The following is a 16585-nucleotide window of genomic DNA, read 5'->3' as shown; positions in this document are numbered from 1 at the left end:
AGTCGATGCCCCGTTCTCGACCGGTTATTATTGCAACTTATCGAATGCTAGAGCACTATGCCATCACTTTTTGGAAGAATACTTGGAGCAATTCTACGCAGAATGGAATGCGAAAAAGTGATAATTAAAGAGACAAAAAAGCTGAGAATATGATTTCCCAGCTTTTTTGAATGCGATAGAAATAGCAACTAGACTATTTACGAAAGACCTCAATAATGTAGGTGAAGCCAGTAACTAAAAATGCAAAGGCAATGACATAAACGACAAAGACACCTGTAGCCACTGGATTGAACAGAATCACTAGACCTAGTAAAAATTCAAGCAAGGCTACCCACATGATATTGCTACCAATAATAGGGAAAATCAATCCTAGACGATTGCCTTTAAAGAAAGCAATAATGGCTTCTACAATTAACCAAATTCCTACAATGGTCGGAATGACGACCGGCAGGGTCAAAAAGCCATAAGCAACGAGGTAAAGAGCTAAGAGAAGACTAACAAATCCTTGGAAAAGATAAACAGGTGAGCGAAGCTCTTTTGGTGCAGAGAAATAGCCTAAAATAGCTGCTATAGAAGAAACCAGTAAACCAAATGCAATCCACCAGCTGTAAGCAACAAGACTAGCTACGGGGTTTGTAAATAGGAAAAGTCCTAAAAGGACAAAAACAACTCCTGCAAGGAATAGCAGTAAACGATTAGAAAATTTCATTTCAATACCCCCTATATAGTATAATATAGTTTTCTAATAAAACTATTGTACTTATTTTTATAGAAAATGTCAATAAAATAAATAAACAATTTGGAAGTTTCAGTCTGACTTACAAAAAGAAAAGGAGTTTTCACTCCTTTTCACAGATTGAAGACAAAGTCCTTATAAAAGTGTCTTCTAAAGATTTTAACTTCAATCTGAAGCGAGGTTATCCTCGCTTTTTCTATTTATCAAACAATTCCTTATTTTCAATTAAGAGTTCTAGTGGAGATTTATCCCTTGCTACAATAAAACCAGGTTCATATTGGTTATGAAGTGTTCTTTTCTGAGAAGTTGGATCAATATACAACTCATCTCCATCTTCTGTGTATAGTTGGTTGCCTCTTGTTAAGTAAAGTAAATCCTCTAAGTACTGTCCATCAGTTTCTAGAAAATCTTCGATGTATTTGACAGCTTTTAAAATCTCACTTACTTTATCAGAGTATTCATTAGATTCAAGAACACTCTTTTCTAACTCAATCTCTTTACTCGTTCCAAAGAGTTGGGTTGGAGTTGCATTAAAATATTCCGCTATCTTATCCAAATTTGCAAAGGTAGGATAGCTTTTTTGTTTTTCGTAATCAGAGATGGACTGTTTACCGATTCCTAAATCTTCAGCTAGTTGAGTTTGGCTTACTCCTTTTTCTATGCGCAATCGTGCCAAATTGGGTCCAAAATTTTGAATAATAAAGGTCATGATAAACTCCTATGTTGTATTTTAAACTTATTTTATCACCCATAAACTTACAAATCAAGTTTTTAGTTGACTGTTTAAAATATTTTTTATAAAATATATTTATAACTTATAAATAAGTTATAAACAATACAAAAAATAGCTCGTAAGTTTAGGATTGGTGAGTGAGGAGGAAGTTGAGGACGAGACTATGACTTATGACTATTCGAAGCCTTGGAGCTAGAAATTGTGTGGACAAGGACAAGGGACGAGCCTGACGGGAAGTCAGGCGAAGTCCTGCAGACTGCCGTCCAGACAATTTCTAGCCAAGCAAAAGCTGGCTATTCTAACAGCCAGCAAAAAGGTACACTTAGGGCAACGCCCAAAGAACGACGGAACGAGCAAACGTTGATTTGACGGTGTTTCTGAGGACTAAAAAATCTAAAAGAAGGGGGGACGATTTTGTTGGTTTCTATACAAGATTTAAGAAGCATTCAAGAACGATGTGATGTAGGAGAATTAGTACAGCGACTAGATGTCAGTATTGATAGATTAACGGTTATCTGGGATACAGACACTGGTTCCCTAAGACGAATTTTCAAAAATCTGAAACAGGCAATAAGTACAAGAGTTGACTCATTTGAAATATATGATAATGTTCGAGATGATGTCTTTACTTTAGCTAAAGTTTTTAATGAGTATGATTCGATCAATATTATATTTTTTCAATTATCCACTTATGGAGGTGAACAATTGATTCGAATTGATTTCAATCCTAATACTTTAAAAGAATTTGATGGAATGAAAGTATGGAGGCAATTAATGTACTTTGCCAGATTGAATTCATTGACGGTACGTTTGTCTCGTTTTGATTTGGCATTTGACATTTTCAACAGGCCTGAAATCGTTAATTTGCAACATATTAAAGGTGGTGTTACACATAAGGTCTTCTATGGTCGAGGGGGCGAATTAGAGACGAAATATTGGGGTTCTAGCGGTAGTAATGTACAAGTTAGGTTATATGATAAGAATAAAGAAATCATTGCTCACAAGCGAGAAGAGAAGCTAGATTTGGATGTGAATCCGTTTTGGTGGAGACTAGAGTTCCAACTCAGAACCAAAGCGATTGGTGAGGAGATGGTCCAAGATATTATGAATCGACTTGATAATTTCGGATTTTATAAGCTAGATCATATTCGAGTGGATCAAAGAGCCTTTACAATTATCTTTCTCAACAATCCTGAACTGTTATCATTAGCTTTTCCAAATTTAAAATCTGACAGCATCAAAAAGAAAAAAACAAGAGTCCGCAAATTATTGAGAGAAGAAACGAACCAATTTGCGGAAGAATTAAAAGAAGTATTAATACAGAATCTCCCTAAATTAAATACAGAATTAAAACTACTTGTAGGCGAGTTTCTGAATTTAGAAAATAATTAAGGAGGATAACTATGGATAATAATTTAATTAGTAACAAAGAATTAATTGAAATGGGCTATCGCCCTCATACAGCGAATGATATCATTCATCAGGCAAGAGAATTACTTGTATCACGAGGCTATACATTTTATAATCGCAAACGTTTGATGGTTGTTCCAAAAAGTGTTGTAAATGAGATTCTAGGAACAGAGGTGGCGTAATATGGCAAGTGTTCGTTATCGAAAGCGAGGAGATAGTAACTTATGGACCTATGAAATTCGTAACGAAGGAAAAACTGTTGCTCATAATAGCGGTTTTAAAACAAAAAAACTTGCAGAGTCAGAAGCTGAACCGATTCTGCAAGAACTTCGTTTAGGGAAAAGAATTTCTAGAGATATTTCTCTTGTCGATCTATATCAAGAATGGCTTGAACTAAAAATTCTACCGAGTAGTAGGTCGGAAGAGACAAAGAAAAAATATCTTCTCCGTAAAAACACAATTGAAAGATTATTTGGAAATAAAAAAGTCACTCAAATTCGTGCGAGTGAATACCAAAGAATTATGAATAAGTATGGACAAACAGTTGGTAGAAATTTTCTTGGTAGATTGAATACTGGAATTCATCAGAGCATCCAAATGGCAATTGCTGACAAAGTTCTAATAGATGATTTTACACAACATGTCGAGTTGTTTTCATCCAAAGAACAACAGATGACAGAAGAGAAATATTTACATACAGAAAAGGACTATCTGGATTTACTTTTAGCAGTAAAGAGAAAATTCGATTACCAACGTTCAATTGTTCCTTATATCGTCTATTTTCTATTAAAAACAGGCATGAGGTTTGGAGAGTTAGTAGCGTTAACTTGGAATGAGGTTGATTTTGACAGAGGATTGTTAAAAACATACAGGAGGTATAATACTCTCTCTCATAAGTTTGTTCCACCAAAAAATAAAACGTCTATTCGGATGGTTCCGATAGACGAAGAGTGTATCAAAATTTTGCGCCTTTTACAAACGGAGCAAGAAAGATCAAACATGGAGTTAGGAATCAAAAATCGATATCGAATGATCTTTCAACATTTTGGATATATTCATTCAGTTCCAGATATTGCAAGCGTCAATAAAGCTTTGAGTGTTCTCTTAAATGAGTTGGACATTTATCCAATTATCACGACAAAAGGAGCACGTCACACCTATGGAAGCTACCTCTGGCACAAAGGTTTTGACCTTGGAGTTATTGCAAAAATTCTAGGGCATAGAGATATTTCAATGTTGGTAGAAGTATATGGACACACTTTAGAAGAGAAAATTTTTGAGGAATTTAATCAAATCAGAGATATCTGGAAAGATTGCTCATAAAAAAATGTGGGGCAAACGATGGGGCAAATGCTCTTAAGACAAGCAAAAAAGCCTTGGTTATCAAGGCTTTTACTGTTGAAGTTTGATGCCCCCTACAGGGCTCGAACCTGTGACCCATGGATTAAGAGTCCACTGCTCTACCAACTGAGCTAAGGAGGCTGGATGCTGTATTGGTACCGATGATCCACGGTTTGTATTGAACCCGCGACGTAAAAAAGCAGGTGGGCGACTCGCTACTAACTTCAGTTGCTTCTGGGTGAGCCAGCCTGCACACTGTTAATAGACCTCTGTCTCCCGATAATACAAAAATTAGTCGGTCAACACTTATATGTGGATTCGTATACCACAGCAATTTCTATGTTTTTATAATACCACTTTTGAAAATTATTGCAAGAGGAAAAAACAATTTTTTTGCAATCGTTTTCGTTGATTCCTCTCGTATTACCTAGATAACTTATCAATCCGTTCTTTATTAGCTCCAAGAGCTCTTTCATATTTCCCGGTTTCATTGGGTTGGAAATAATTTACACCTCTTAATTTATCTGGAAGGTATTGTTGCTTGACCCACTTTTCAGGATAAGCATGGGGATACTTGTAATCTTGTGCATTGCCCAGTTCCTTGCTTCCAGCATAGTGTCCATCTCTCAAATGACGAGGAATAGGTAAATTCCCTGATTTTCTAAGGTCTGCCAAGGCAGCATCCATAGCCATATAAGCCGAATTCGACTTAGGAGATAAAGCTAAGTCAACAACTACATTGGCAATCAAAATACGCGCCTCTGGGAAACCTACTTTCTGTGCAGCTTCCAAAGCTGTAACCGTGTGAACTTGCGCATCAGGATTAGCTAAACCAATATCCTCGTATGCAATCACAGTCAAACGCCGCGCTAGACTAGGGAGATCTCCTGCTTCAACCAAACGCGCTGCATAATGAAGACTGGCATTAACATCAGAGCCTCGAATAGATTTTTGCAAAGCAGAGAGCACATCATAGTGTCCATCACCGTCTTTATCCATGGTGATATAGCTACGTTGTAAACTATTTTCCACTGTATCTAAAGTAATATGGCGAAGCCCATCTTCTGAAGCTGGCGTCGACATGACAGCTAGATCCAACGAATTATAAGCCGAACGTAGATCACCATTAGTAGCTGTAGCAATAAAATCTAGAGCATCATCATCTAACTGGACATCAAAGTCAAAACCACGCTCCTTGGCCTCTAAAACACTTAGGATAGCTTCCTTAATATCCTCGTTAGAGAGTGGTTCCAACTCAAATATTTGTACACGACTACGGATGGCTGGTGTTACAGAAAAAAACGGATTCTCCGTTGTAGCCCCAATCATGATAATATTACCATTCTCTAAGAGTGGTAATAAAAAGTCTTGTTTAGCTTTATCTAAACGATGAATCTCATCTAGGAGCAGAACTAAGCCACCTGAAAATTTAGCCTCTTCCGCAATTTCCTGCAGGCGTTTCTTGCTATCAACTGTAGCATTAAAGGTTCTAAAAGCAAATTTTGTTGTTCCTGCAATAGCACTAGCTATTGAGGTCTTCCCGATTCCTGGTGGCCCGTAGAGAATCATTGACGATAGCATATTCGCTTCTACCATACGGCGAATAATTTTACCTTCACCAACCAGATGCTTCTGACCAATCACCTCTGAAATTGTACGTGGACGCATGCGTAGAGCAAGATTATCTGGCATCTTCTCTCCTTTTTTAACTGATTTTTTCTTATTATAATAAGCATATACTATTTTGTTACAAAAAGAAATCATAAATAGTTCTTGTCAAACCTAAATTCTTATGATAGAATGTTTTGGTATGTGGTGCTAGCACATCCGTAATAAATTCTACCTAGGAGGAAAACACGAAATGGCTAAAGTATGTTACTTTACAGGACGTAAAACTGTTTCTGGAAACAACCGTTCACACGCTATGAACAAAACTAAACGTGCCGTTAAACCTAACCTTCAAAAAGTTACTATCCTTGTTGATGGTAAACCTAAAAAAGTTTGGGCTTCAGCTCGTGCGCTTAAATCTGGTAAAGTTGAACGCGTTTAATCTTATTGGATATTAAGAGAGATGACTTCAGTCGTCTCTTTTTTTATTTATCATCTTTCCCTTTTGGCTATACTTATGTTATAATAAAGAACTAACAGATAATTCTTATAGAAAGAAGGTGTCAGTATGGGATTTACAGATGAAACTGTTCGTTTCAACCTAGACGACGGTAGCAAAGATGAAATCAGTAATACTTTGACAAATGTCTACCGTTCGTTGGCTGAGAAAGGTTATAATCCTATCAACCAAATCGTCGGTTATGTTCTGAGCGGTGACCCTGCTTATGTTCCGCGTTATAATGACGCCCGTAACCAGATTCGTAAATACGAACGTGATGAAATCGTTGAAGAACTCGTTCGCTATTATCTTAAAGGAAATGGAATTGACCTCTAATGCGAGTAATGGGACTTGATGTTGGCTCAAAAACAGTAGGTGTTGCGATTAGTGATCCCCTCGGTTTTACAGCCCAAGGCGTTGAAATTATCAAAATTGACGAGGAGGCTGAAGAGTTTGGTTTCGACCGACTAGGCGAGCTCGTTAAAGAATATAAGGTAGAAAAATTTGTTGTTGGTCTTCCTAAAAATATGAATAACACTGAAGGACCACGTGTTGAGGCAAGCAAAGCCTATGGTGACAAAATCAAGGAAATCTTTGGAATTCCTGTAGATTACCAAGACGAACGCTTGACAACTGTTCAAGCCGAGCGTATGTTGGTTGAACAAGCAGATGTCAGCCGTGGTAAACGTAAAAAAGTTATTGATAAATTAGCTGCCCAACTTATTCTACAAAACTACCTCGATCGAATGTTTTAAGAAAGTGTAATAGAGACCTAATAGTCAAGTGACAATCTAGTAAATTGCCAAGCAATATACTAGATTTCCTCACTATTCAGTGCTCTCTACAAAAAGGAGAACAATATGTCACACAATCACGACCACAACCATGATCATGAAGTCATCACTTTAGTAGACGAACAAGGAAATGAAACACTTTTTGAAATCTTGTTGACTATTGATGGACGCGAAGAATTTGGTAAAAACTATGTTCTTTTGGTACCAGCTGGTGCTGAAGAAGATGCTAATGGAGAAATTGAAATCCAAGCATACTCATTCACTGAAAATGAAGACGGTACTGAAGGCGACCTTCAACCAATCCCTGAAGATTCAGATGCTGAATGGGATATGATTGAAGAAGTTTTCAATAGCTTCATCGATGAAAACTAAAAAATAATCAATGCCATAGGCAAAGAAATGACTTGTTAAAAAGAGATTGGGATATTGTATCTCAGTCTCTTTTTTAGATATTTTTTTCTTAAATGTAAGAAATTAGAGGAAAATTGACTAAATGGTATTATCTGATATACTTTAAATAAGACAATTAGGGGATAAGACCCTTTTATTTATAACTATCCAAATGTCAACAAAGGAGTTTAATTGTGAGTCCATACAACGAAGACAATACTTTAGATTCAAGTGGCTACCAAGGTTATCATCGAAGCCACCATCGCTCTCATACACAAGATAATCAATCCGAAAAGATTGAAGTGGCAATTCAGGGACATACAGAAGAATCCAATTCGTCTCAAATAGAGAAAAAAACTAAGATTTCACTTCCATGGAAGCATAAAGGCCATATCCTGATTCTCAGTTTGATTTTGAGTATTTTTAGTATATCAGTTCCCTGCTTCACAGACTTTGCCAATAATATACAGTCTCAAAACCTTTACATTGCAAAAATGTTTGCCAATGGTAGCTTACCCTACTCTGACTTTTTTGCGACAGGCGGCTTCTTTTATTACTTACTAGTTTCTCTGGCTTTCCGTTTAGGATCAACTCTTTGGCTGATTCCTATTCAATTCCTTAGCTACTATCTTTCTGGAAGTTACCTTTACAAGACTGTCATGCACATGACAAACAAGAAGGAAATTGCCACTCTAATTAGTATTATTTTCTATGTCACTAATGGAACACTTGGTTTTGGTGGGCTCTACCCTATCCAATTTGCTATGCCTTTTGTCCTAGGTGCTATCTTCTTCTTAACTCGTTACTTTGCGGGTCACAGTCGTGATGAAGCCTTTATTCTTTACGGCTTCGCTGGCACTGCGGGAGCTCTTTTTGAAGCTCGAACTCTTATTTTCTGGATATTGTCACTTGTGACAATCTTCGTTTACAACCTTGTCAACAAACACTTTGCTCGTGGTTTTTATCAAGTTCTTTGTATTATTTTTGGTAACATTCTAGTATTGTATCTATGTCTTTACTTTATCCTGAATTTACAAATTACATCGGACTATATTAACCAAGTTTTGGTTTACAACTTTACACAACTTGCTGTAGAAAAAAATGACTTTCTACTTACGTTAGCTTACCAAAGTTTTGCTGTCATCGGCTCTGGATTACTTATTGGTGCACTGACTACAAGCAACCACCTTCTTGGCGATGCTAAAGATAAGAGCATCAAGTGGGTACTACTCCTTAGTTTTATCTTTACAGTGGTTTACAGCTTGTTCTCTCAAAGTTTTGGGCTTTACAGTATTCTCAACATCGTACCTTATGGTCTAGTCTTGACAGCACTTTCTTTAGATGATGCTATTAAAAAGAGAGCAGAGCGAACTTCTCACCGACGTCGTAATGGTAACCAGATTCACACACTTAAAGTTTTTGGTATATTCCTTAGTCGTAATTACTTCTTACCTATTGCAGTCTTTGCATTTGCTTTCGCGATGCCAATCATTATGTTCCTATTTAATTTAGGAAATAATACTGAACGTAGTACTGTTGCAAATTACCTCGCTAAAAATACCAAAAAAGATGAAACTATCTACGTTTACGATTCATCAGCAAAAATTTATTTGGAAAGCAGTCGTAAAGCAGCCTCACAATTTGTTCTTCCAGAACTTAACACAGCTAAATCTAGTCATCAGAAAGCTCTATCAGATACTATTATCCAAGATTCAGCACAATATATCGTTGTCCAACAAGATACACAACTACCTTCTGATGTTAAATCTACACTTTCAAAAAACTATAAAAAAGCCCCTGTAAAAGGCGTTGAACGATACACTGTTTACGTCCTAAAATAGGTCGAAAAATCAATATATAGTGGTTAAGATAAAAATATACCACAATATATTGATTTTTTTTTGCCTAGTGCTATAATTAGTAACGAGGTGATTTTTAGATGATTACATTAGAAAAAGAAAAGGTTACAATCAACCCTGATATCAAAGTCATCAAACGTGATGGTCGTATGGTTGTCTTTGATTCAAGTAAAATATATGAGGCTATCCTAAAAGCAAGTGAGGCTATTACACCTATCACACCCTTGATTGAAGCAAAGTTGGAGGGAATTGCCAACCGTATTGTTGCTGAAATCAATGACCGCTTCACTCAAAATATCAAAATATATGAAATCCAAAGCATAGTAGAGCACGAGTTACTCGAAGCTAACGAATATGCTATCGCTCAAGAATATATCAACTATCGTACCAAACGTGATTTTGAGCGTTCTCAGGCTACTGACATCAATTTCACCATTAGTAAACTTGTTAATAAAGACCAGGCTGTTGTTCATGAAAATGCTAATAAAGATAGCGATCTTTACAATACGCAACGTGATTTAACCGCAGGAATTGTCGGAAAATCTGTAGGACTTAAGATGCTTCCTCCACACGTAGCAAATGCTCATCAAAAGGGAGATATCCATTTCCACGATTTAGACTACAGCCCTTACACACCTATGACCAACTGTTGTTTGATTGACTTCAAAGGCATGTTGGCAAATGGTTTTAAAATTGGTAACGCTGAAGTTGAGAGTCCTAAATCCATTCAAACTGCAACAGCACAAATTTCACAAATCATCGCAAATGTTGCCTCTAGTCAATATGGTGGCTGTACTGCAGACCGTATCGATGAGTTTTTAGCTCCTTACGCAGAACTTAACTACAAAAAACACTTAGCTGATGCTAAAGAGTGGGTAGCTGAAGAAAAACGTGAAGACTATGCACGCGCCAAAACGCGTAAAGATATCTACGATGCTATGCAATCTCTTGAATACGAGATTAATACGCTTTTCACTTCGAATGGACAAACTCCCTTTACCTCTCTCGGTTTCGGTTTAGGGACAAACTGGTTTGAGCGTGAAATCCAAAAGGCTATCCTACAAGTTCGTATTTTAGGACTTGGCTCCGAACACCGTACTGCCATTTTCCCTAAACTCATTTTTACCTTAAAACGTGGACTCAACTTAGAGCCTAGCTCACCTAACTACGATATTAAGCAACTAGCTCTTGAATGTGCAACAAAGCGTATGTATCCAGATGTCTTGTCATATGACAAAATCGTTGAATTGACAGGTTCCTTTAAAGCTCCTATGGGATGTCGTTCCTTCCTACAAGGGTGGAAGGATGAAAATGGTATTGAAGTTAATTCTGGACGAATGAATCTGGGTGTTGTAACCCTTAATCTTCCTCGAATTGCCCTAGAATCTAAGGGAGACCAAGATAAATTTTGGGAAATTTTTGAAGAAAGAATGGGAATTGCCAAAGATGCACTCATCTACCGAGTTGAACGTGTCAAAGAAGCTACACCTGCTAATGCACCTATTCTTTATCAGTACGGGGCCTTTGGCCAACGTCTGGGTAAATTCGACAATGTAGATCAACTCTTCAAACATCGTCGTGCAACCGTATCACTTGGTTATATTGGGCTTTATGAAGTAGCATCTGTTTTTTATGGTAGTGACTGGGAGACTAATCCAGAAGCCAAAGCGTTCACGTTAGATATCGTTAAATCTATGAAAAATGCTTGTGAAAGTTGGTCTGACGAATATGATTATCATTTCTCTGTTTATTCAACACCATCAGAGAGTTTAACGGATCGTTTCTGTCGTTTGGATACTGAAAAGTTCGGTGTCGTGACTGATATCACAGATAAAGAATATTACACCAACTCTTTCCACTACGATGTTCGTAAAAATCCAACACCATTTGAAAAATTAGAATTCGAAAAAGCTTACCCAGAAGCTGGCGCAACTGGTGGATTCATCCATTACTGCGAATATCCAGTCCTCCAGCAAAATCCAAAGGCACTCGAAGCTGTCTGGGACTTTGCTTATGACCGTGTCGGTTACCTCGGAACGAATACTCCAATTGATAAATGCTACAAGTGTGATTTTGAAGGAGACTTCACCCCAACAGAACGTGGATTCATGTGCCCTAACTGTGGCAACACAGATCCTAAAACAGTTGATGTTGTCAAACGTACTTGTGGCTATCTAGGAAATCCACAGGCACGCCCAATGGTTAAAGGACGCCACAAAGAAATCTCTGCTCGAGTCAAACACATGAACGGTTCAACCATAAAATATGAAGGTAAACACCTTTAACAAGACCTAGAATACATTATAATAAACTAGAAGCAGCTGGATGATACCTTCCAACTGCTTTGCTTATTTTATTTTTAGAAAGGAATATAATGGGAAAATATCAATTAGATTATAAAGGTATGCAACAAGTGGAACGTTACCACGAAAAAAATGCAACCGTCAAAAACGATAAAAAAGCACGTGTCCAAGCCCTTTTGAAAAAAGCTGGAAAGAAGAAATAATATGATCTTACGCCGACCGAGTCAAACAGATAAAGAAGCTATCTTAGAGATGATGGCTGAATTTGAAAGGGAGCAATCTGCTCATGATGGTGGATTTTGGAACCCCGACAATTTTGTTTATGAAGAGTGGCTAGAAGAAAATATTCAAGCGGAAGCGGGACTCAATATTCCTGAAAACTGGGTTCCTGCTATCCAGCTGGTTAGTTTTGACGAAGCGGATTATGCTCTTGGTTTTCTCAACCTTCGTCTCCGATTAAATGACTACTTACTAGAAAAAGGGGGCCATATTGGCTACTCTATCCGTCCATCCGAACGAGGAAAGGGTTATGCGAAAGAATCACTCCGTCAAGGCTTACAAGTAGCTAAAGACAAGAATATTCATCGTGCTCTGGTCACTTGTAGTATCAAGAATCCTACTAGTCGAGCTGTTATATTAGCCAATGGTGGCCAGTTGGAGGACATTCGCCATGAAACTGAGCGCTATTGGATAGATTTGGAGTAGAATCATGACATGGAATACACCAAAACCACAGGAATGGAAGTCTGAAGAACTTAGCCAAGGACGTATTATTGACTACAAAGCTTTTAATTTCGTTGATGGTGAAGGCGTGCGTAACTCCCTTTACGTCTCTGGTTGCATGTTTCATTGCGAGGGATGCTATAACGCTGCCACCTGGTCCTTTAAGGCAGGAATTCCCTATACTAAAGAACTTGAAGAACAAATCATGAGGGATCTAGCTCAACCTTACGTACAAGGTCTCACGCTACTTGGTGGTGAACCCTTCCTAAACACAGGAATTCTCATTCCCCTAGTCAAACGCATTCGTGAGGAACTCCCGGAAAAAGATATCTGGTCTTGGACTGGTTATACTTGGGAGGAGTTGAGGCTTGAAACTCCTGATAAACTAGAACTTCTTCAACTCGTTGACATTCTCGTTGACGGCCGCTTTGACATCACTAAAAAGAATCTTATGCTCCAGTTTCGAGGATCATCTAATCAACGTATTATTGATGTCAAAAAATCTCTTGATCAAGGAGCAGTCATTATTTGGGACAAGCTAAATGACGGTCAAACGAACTATGAACAAGTCGATCGTAAAGATATGCTATAAAAAAAGTCTGAGTTGATACCTCAGACTTTTTTTACATTTTTAACAAAAACTATCTCATTGTTAGAAGATAAATCCTCACGATAGTTAAAGTCATCAAAAGACAATTTTCGTAAATCATTAATCGTTTGACAATTCTCCTCTATAACAGCTGTCAAAAAAGCCCCTCTTGCCTTTTTGGAGATCGTAGAGTGAGTCTTAAGAACCCCATTGCGGTCTTCCATAAAGCTAACCGTGAATAACTGCTTACGAAGAGTTGGACTAAAAACATCTTCAAATTCACTTGAAAGCAAAGAAACAACTGGAACTTGACTCTCCTCTAGAAATTGGTCATATTCAGCACGCCAATAGTTTTTTAAGGACTGACCATTAACCTTGATCTTCGTATGAAAATCATGACGATGTTCCTGAATCGGATAAAAAGCGGGAATAATCCCATAAAAGGAAGATGTGATGAATACTTGTTGGCCTAAGAAATCTTTTTCACATGTGGATAAGTCACTACGTTTGATGTGACGATACATCAGTCCATTAAAAAGCTCGACAGCCGGATAGTTCTTCGCTTCTCCCGACAAAATCGCAGCCCAGCGCTGCTTCTCTTTCTCAGCCTGCTCGGACTTTATTTTATAAGCTGTGGACAATTCATCTGTGGATAATTGTGACATTTCAGTTAGGATAGCCGCACTCTTTTCGGATAATTTTTGAGACGGAACTTCCTTACTGGCCTTCATTTCTTTTGCGGTTGGAATTAAAAATCTAATCATACTGATATTGTAAAGTCAAGCAAGCATTTCGTCAAGAATTCTCTCCAACAAAAAAGAAGCTAACGTTCGTCAACTTCCTTTTTTTGTCAGTCATCTAAATCAACAAAACGACCTAGAATATGTACATTTTCTGCAATGGAGACAAAGGCTTTAGGGTCTGCTTTTCTCATATAATGCTTGAAGTCAGTATACTCTTCACGCGTAATAATCGCCAATAATACGGCTTTCTTTTCGTGATTATATGTTCCTTCCGCATCATTAATCAACGTTACTCCACGGTGGAGTTTCTTCTGGATCATTCGTACAACTGGATCTGGATTACTTGTAACAATCATAGCCTGCATTTTCTTTTGTTTTGTGAAAATCGCATCTGTAACTCGACTAGAAACAAAAATAGTCACCATTGAATAGAGAGCGTATTTCCAACCAAAAAGAATGCCCGCAAAAACCATGATAATCCCATTGACAATCAAGGAGATGTTACCAACATCACGGCCTGTTTTCTTACGAATAGTGAGGCTAACGATATCCGTCCCTCCGCTAGAGATACGAGATTTTAAACCGAAACCAATCCCTGTTCCCATGACCAAACCACCAAAGATAGCATTGATCAAAGGATCCTCTGTCAAGGTTACATGTGGCATCACCTGAATAAAAAGGGAACTCATCGTTACTGTAATGAAGGTAAAGATAGTAAATTTATGGCCAATCTTATACCAAGCCAAAATCAAGAGAGGGATATTAATCGCGTAGAAAGTCAATGATACTGGTATCTCAAAGCCCAAAGTTCTAACACTCAATGCCGATAAAACCTGTGCCAAACCTGTCGCTCCACTAGAGTAAACATGTCCAGGTTGAAAAAAGAAATTAACGGCGATTGACGATAAGAGCCCATAAAGTAAAGACGCTGAGACTTTTTCAGTATACTTTTCACGGGAAATACTACGAACAGCCTGCAAAACGCCCATTCTCTTCGCAGACTTTTTCGCTACAAATTTAACATGTTTATGAAGAGGTGCTTTATTCATTTTCTAAATCTACATGAAGGGCAAGTTCTTCCAACTGTTTATCAGCCACAAGACTTGGAGCCTGAGTCATAGGATCTGATGCCTTATTATTTTTAGGGAAGGCAATCACTTCACGGATATTATCTTTACCTGCAAGAAGCATAACAAAACGGTCAAGACCGATAGCCAAACCACCATGTGGTGGGAAACCATAGTCCATAGCTTCAAGAAGGAATCCAAATTGCTCGTAGGCTGATTCTTCAGAGAAGCCAAGGGCTTTCAACATACGTTCCTGTAGGTCTTTATGATTGATACGTAGACTACCCCCACCAAGCTCATAACCATTCAAGACAATATCATAAGCCACAGCACGAACCTTGGAAAGATCACCTTCAAGCTCTGCTACAGAATCTTCTGTTGGCAAAGTAAATGGGTGGTGAGCAGACATATAGCGTCCTTCTTCTTCAGACCACTCAAACATTGGCCAATCGACAATCCAAAGGAAGTTGAACTTAGTATTGTCAATCATGTCAAGTTCTTTAGCAATCTGATTACGCAAAGCACCAAGTGTGTTATTAGCGATTTCAAGAGTATCTGCTACAAAAAGAACTAGGTCATTCTCTTCAAGGTGTAAAGCATCTGTCAACTTTCCTTCAATACTTGTCAAGAATTTAGCAACTGGACCAGCTAGAGCTCCGTCAGTCATCTTAACCCAAGCAAGACCTTTAGCGCCAAATTGTTTGGCGAACTCTGTCAACTTGTCAATGCTTTTACGTGAGTATTTGTCTGCATTTCCTTTGACAACAATTGCCTTAACAGCTGGTGCCTCAGCAAACACTTTGAAGTCTACCCCCTTGACAACCTCTGTCAAGTCTTGTAAAAGCATGTCAAAGCGTGTATCTGGCTTGTCAGAACCATAGTTATTCATGGCATCATCATAAGACATACGTGGAAATGGTAGTGTAACTTCAATACCTTTAGTTTCTTTCATGACCTTAGCAATCAATCCTTCAGTAATATCTTGGATTTCTTGCTCATTAAGGAATGAGGTTTCCAAGTCAACTTGTGTAAATTCAGGTTGACGATCTCCACGCAAATCTTCATCACGGAAACACTTAACAATTTGATAATAACGGTCAAAACCAGCATTCATTAATAATTGTTTAGTGATTTGGGGACTTTGCGGAAGAGCATAAAAGTGGCCTTGGCTAACACGGCTTGGCACCAAGTAATCACGAGCACCTTCTGGTGTAGATTTTGTCAACATTGGTGTTTCAACATCGATAAATTCCAAGTCATCCAGATAATTACGGATGGCGTGAGTTACCTTTGCACGGAGCTTAAAGTTTTCCAACATTTCTGGACGACGAAGATCCAAGTAGCGGTAACGCATACGTGTATCATCACTAGCCTCAACACCATCTTTGATTTCAAATGGTGTTGTTTTGGCAGTATTAAGGACTTTAAGGTCTTCAACTTTAAGTTCGACAGCACCTGTAGGCAAGTTATCATTAGCTTGTTCACGCGCTTCAACAGTTCCTGTTACTTCAATAACAAATTCGCTACGCAAGCTCTCAGCTGTTTCAACCACAGTTGCATCCGCATTCTCAGGGTTAACAACCAACTGCATCAAACCTTCACGGTCACGAAGATCGATGAAAATCAAACCTCCGAGGTTACGACGGCGAGATACCCAACCTTTCAAAGTAATAGTAGTTCCGATGTGTTCACTACGAACACGTCCGGCATACATAGAACGTTCCATAAATACACTTCTTTCGTTAATTTTTTAGTCTTAACTATTATAGCAAAAAGCCCATCAAAACCCC

19 protein-coding genes, 1 tRNA gene and 1 other RNA gene are annotated in these 16585 nt (G+C 38.1%); 13 read left to right on the top strand and 8 right to left on the bottom strand.

The features are described 5' to 3' along the window. Window positions 1-193: 193 nt before the first annotated feature. Both H7T93_RS03675 and H7T93_RS03670 read right to left on the bottom strand, forming a co-directional pair. Window positions 194-709: a DUF308 domain-containing protein gene (locus H7T93_RS03675; protein WP_175057849.1), complete on the bottom strand. Its 516-nt coding sequence runs from the start codon at window positions 707-709 to the stop codon at window positions 194-196. Window positions 710-932: 223 nt separating this feature from the next. After that, window positions 933-1445, bottom strand: a complete 513-nt coding sequence (locus H7T93_RS03670) for a helix-turn-helix domain-containing protein (RefSeq protein WP_002919839.1) — start codon at window positions 1443-1445, stop codon at window positions 933-935. A 210-nt stretch (window positions 1446-1655) separates the two neighbouring features. Between H7T93_RS03670 and H7T93_RS10030 the strand changes: the two genes are divergently transcribed. From H7T93_RS10030 to H7T93_RS03655, 4 genes are read left to right on the top strand one after another with little or no spacing between them, the layout of a single operon-like run. Beyond that, window positions 1656-1838 carry a hypothetical protein gene (locus H7T93_RS10030; RefSeq protein WP_003009863.1) on the top strand — a complete coding sequence of 61 codons (183 nt, stop codon included), beginning with the start codon at window positions 1656-1658 and terminating at the stop codon, window positions 1836-1838. A 45-nt stretch (window positions 1839-1883) separates the two neighbouring features. Then, window positions 1884-2861 (top strand): replication initiation protein, encoded by a 978-nt coding sequence (locus H7T93_RS03665; protein WP_181670798.1) that lies wholly within the window; start codon window positions 1884-1886, stop codon window positions 2859-2861. Window positions 2862-2872: 11 nt separating this feature from the next. Further along, entirely contained in the window at window positions 2873-3061 is a 189-nt protein-coding gene (locus tag H7T93_RS03660) for a DUF3173 domain-containing protein (RefSeq protein ID WP_000369785.1), read from the top strand. A 1-nt stretch (window position 3062) separates the two neighbouring features. Beyond that, window positions 3063-4202, top strand: a complete 1140-nt coding sequence (locus H7T93_RS03655; protein ID WP_175057851.1) for a site-specific integrase — start codon at window positions 3063-3065, stop codon at window positions 4200-4202. Window positions 4203-4288: 86 nt separating this feature from the next. Here H7T93_RS03655 and H7T93_RS03650 read toward each other — a convergent pair. The 3 genes from H7T93_RS03650 to H7T93_RS03640 all read right to left on the bottom strand — a co-directional run bounded on the left by H7T93_RS03650 (window position 4289) and on the right by H7T93_RS03640 (window position 5912). Continuing rightward, a tRNA-Lys gene (locus H7T93_RS03650) sits at window positions 4289-4361 on the bottom strand. Beyond that, window positions 4362-4557, bottom strand: a non-coding RNA gene (gene ssrS / locus H7T93_RS03645) — 6S RNA. An 86-nt stretch (window positions 4558-4643) separates the two neighbouring features. Next, entirely contained in the window at window positions 4644-5912 is a 1269-nt protein-coding gene (locus H7T93_RS03640; RefSeq protein WP_073686023.1) for a replication-associated recombination protein A, read from the bottom strand. A 169-nt stretch (window positions 5913-6081) separates the two neighbouring features. Between H7T93_RS03640 and rpmB the strand changes: the two genes are divergently transcribed. The 9 genes from rpmB to nrdG all read left to right on the top strand — a co-directional run bounded on the left by rpmB (window position 6082) and on the right by nrdG (window position 12988). Next, window positions 6082-6270: a 50S ribosomal protein L28 gene (rpmB, locus tag H7T93_RS03635; protein WP_002885786.1), complete on the top strand. Its 189-nt coding sequence runs from the start codon at window positions 6082-6084 to the stop codon at window positions 6268-6270. 126 nt (window positions 6271-6396) lie between these two features. Further along, window positions 6397-6663 (top strand): IreB family regulatory phosphoprotein, encoded by a 267-nt coding sequence (locus tag H7T93_RS03630; RefSeq protein ID WP_002885737.1) that lies wholly within the window; start codon window positions 6397-6399, stop codon window positions 6661-6663. After that, a complete protein-coding gene (gene ruvX, locus H7T93_RS03625) occupies window positions 6663-7082 on the top strand; it encodes a Holliday junction resolvase RuvX (RefSeq protein ID WP_002887078.1) in 420 nt (139 codons plus the stop codon). Before H7T93_RS03630 ends, ruvX begins: the two co-directional genes overlap by 1 nt. A gap of 105 nt (window positions 7083-7187) precedes the next feature. Further along, window positions 7188-7493, top strand: coding sequence for a DUF1292 domain-containing protein (locus tag H7T93_RS03620; RefSeq protein WP_002887079.1), 306 nt, complete (start codon window positions 7188-7190; stop codon window positions 7491-7493). A gap of 212 nt (window positions 7494-7705) precedes the next feature. Next, a complete protein-coding gene (locus H7T93_RS03615) occupies window positions 7706-9352 on the top strand; it encodes a membrane protein (protein ID WP_048790914.1) in 1647 nt (548 codons plus the stop codon). Window positions 9353-9450: 98 nt separating this feature from the next. Then, on the top strand, window positions 9451-11655 hold the full coding sequence (gene nrdD, locus H7T93_RS03610) for an anaerobic ribonucleoside-triphosphate reductase (protein WP_048790913.1): 2205 nt from the start codon (window positions 9451-9453) through the stop codon (window positions 11653-11655). A gap of 89 nt (window positions 11656-11744) precedes the next feature. Beyond that, the gene (locus H7T93_RS09965) at window positions 11745-11876 is read left to right on the top strand and encodes a hypothetical protein (protein WP_002885877.1); all 132 of its coding nucleotides are present in this window, start codon (window positions 11745-11747) and stop codon (window positions 11874-11876) included. Between the two features lies 1 nt (window position 11877). Further along, window positions 11878-12378, top strand: coding sequence for a GNAT family N-acetyltransferase (locus tag H7T93_RS03605; protein ID WP_048790912.1), 501 nt, complete (start codon window positions 11878-11880; stop codon window positions 12376-12378). A 4-nt stretch (window positions 12379-12382) separates the two neighbouring features. Continuing rightward, the gene (gene nrdG / locus H7T93_RS03600; protein WP_175057852.1) at window positions 12383-12988 is read left to right on the top strand and encodes an anaerobic ribonucleoside-triphosphate reductase activating protein; all 606 of its coding nucleotides are present in this window, start codon (window positions 12383-12385) and stop codon (window positions 12986-12988) included. A 20-nt stretch (window positions 12989-13008) separates the two neighbouring features. Here the strand turns inward: nrdG and yaaA are convergent, their stop codons facing one another. From yaaA to aspS, 3 genes are all read right to left on the bottom strand, one after another. Next, window positions 13009-13749, bottom strand: a complete 741-nt coding sequence (gene yaaA, locus H7T93_RS03595; protein WP_175057853.1) for a peroxide stress protein YaaA — start codon at window positions 13747-13749, stop codon at window positions 13009-13011. Between the two features lie 86 nt (window positions 13750-13835). Further along, window positions 13836-14777, bottom strand: coding sequence for a YitT family protein (locus H7T93_RS03590; RefSeq protein ID WP_002892117.1), 942 nt, complete (start codon window positions 14775-14777; stop codon window positions 13836-13838). After that, window positions 14770-16521 (bottom strand): aspartate--tRNA ligase, encoded by a 1752-nt coding sequence (gene aspS, locus H7T93_RS03585; RefSeq protein WP_073686029.1) that lies wholly within the window; start codon window positions 16519-16521, stop codon window positions 14770-14772. The genes H7T93_RS03590 and aspS overlap by 8 nt, the downstream gene beginning before the upstream one ends. Window positions 16522-16585: the final 64 nt, after the last annotated feature.

Origin of the sequence: Streptococcus sp. 9.1 (assembly GCF_016648815.1) — a bacterium.
GTDB lineage: Bacteria > Bacillota > Bacilli > Lactobacillales > Streptococcaceae > Streptococcus > Streptococcus salivarius_E.
This window is presented reverse-complemented; position numbering and strand designations above follow the sequence as displayed.

What these genes read in the sequence shown, in the direction of transcription:
- H7T93_RS03675 (WP_175057849.1), bottom strand. Translation starts at nt 709, where the DNA reads ATGAAATTTTCTAATCGTTTACTGCTATTCCTTGCAGGAGTTGTTTTT.
- H7T93_RS03670 (WP_002919839.1), bottom strand. Translation starts at nt 1,445, where the DNA reads ATGACCTTTATTATTCAAAATTTTGGACCCAATTTGGCACGATTGCGC.
- H7T93_RS03660 (WP_000369785.1), top strand. Translation starts at nt 2,873, where the DNA reads ATGGATAATAATTTAATTAGTAACAAAGAATTAATTGAAATGGGCTAT.
- H7T93_RS03655 (WP_175057851.1), top strand. Translation starts at nt 3,063, where the DNA reads ATGGCAAGTGTTCGTTATCGAAAGCGAGGAGATAGTAACTTATGGACC.
- H7T93_RS03640 (WP_073686023.1), bottom strand. Translation starts at nt 5,912, where the DNA reads ATGCCAGATAATCTTGCTCTACGCATGCGTCCACGTACAATTTCAGAG.
- rpmB (WP_002885786.1), top strand. Translation starts at nt 6,082, where the DNA reads ATGGCTAAAGTATGTTACTTTACAGGACGTAAAACTGTTTCTGGAAAC.
- H7T93_RS03630 (WP_002885737.1), top strand. Translation starts at nt 6,397, where the DNA reads ATGGGATTTACAGATGAAACTGTTCGTTTCAACCTAGACGACGGTAGC.
- ruvX (WP_002887078.1), top strand. Translation starts at nt 6,663, where the DNA reads ATGCGAGTAATGGGACTTGATGTTGGCTCAAAAACAGTAGGTGTTGCG.
- H7T93_RS03620 (WP_002887079.1), top strand. Translation starts at nt 7,188, where the DNA reads ATGTCACACAATCACGACCACAACCATGATCATGAAGTCATCACTTTA.
- nrdD (WP_048790913.1), top strand. Translation starts at nt 9,451, where the DNA reads ATGATTACATTAGAAAAAGAAAAGGTTACAATCAACCCTGATATCAAA.
- H7T93_RS09965 (WP_002885877.1), top strand. Translation starts at nt 11,745, where the DNA reads ATGGGAAAATATCAATTAGATTATAAAGGTATGCAACAAGTGGAACGT.
- H7T93_RS03605 (WP_048790912.1), top strand. Translation starts at nt 11,878, where the DNA reads ATGATCTTACGCCGACCGAGTCAAACAGATAAAGAAGCTATCTTAGAG.
- nrdG (WP_175057852.1), top strand. Translation starts at nt 12,383, where the DNA reads ATGACATGGAATACACCAAAACCACAGGAATGGAAGTCTGAAGAACTT.
- yaaA (WP_175057853.1), bottom strand. Translation starts at nt 13,749, where the DNA reads ATGATTAGATTTTTAATTCCAACCGCAAAAGAAATGAAGGCCAGTAAG.
- H7T93_RS03590 (WP_002892117.1), bottom strand. Translation starts at nt 14,777, where the DNA reads ATGAATAAAGCACCTCTTCATAAACATGTTAAATTTGTAGCGAAAAAG.
- aspS (WP_073686029.1), bottom strand. Translation starts at nt 16,521, where the DNA reads ATGGAACGTTCTATGTATGCCGGACGTGTTCGTAGTGAACACATCGGA.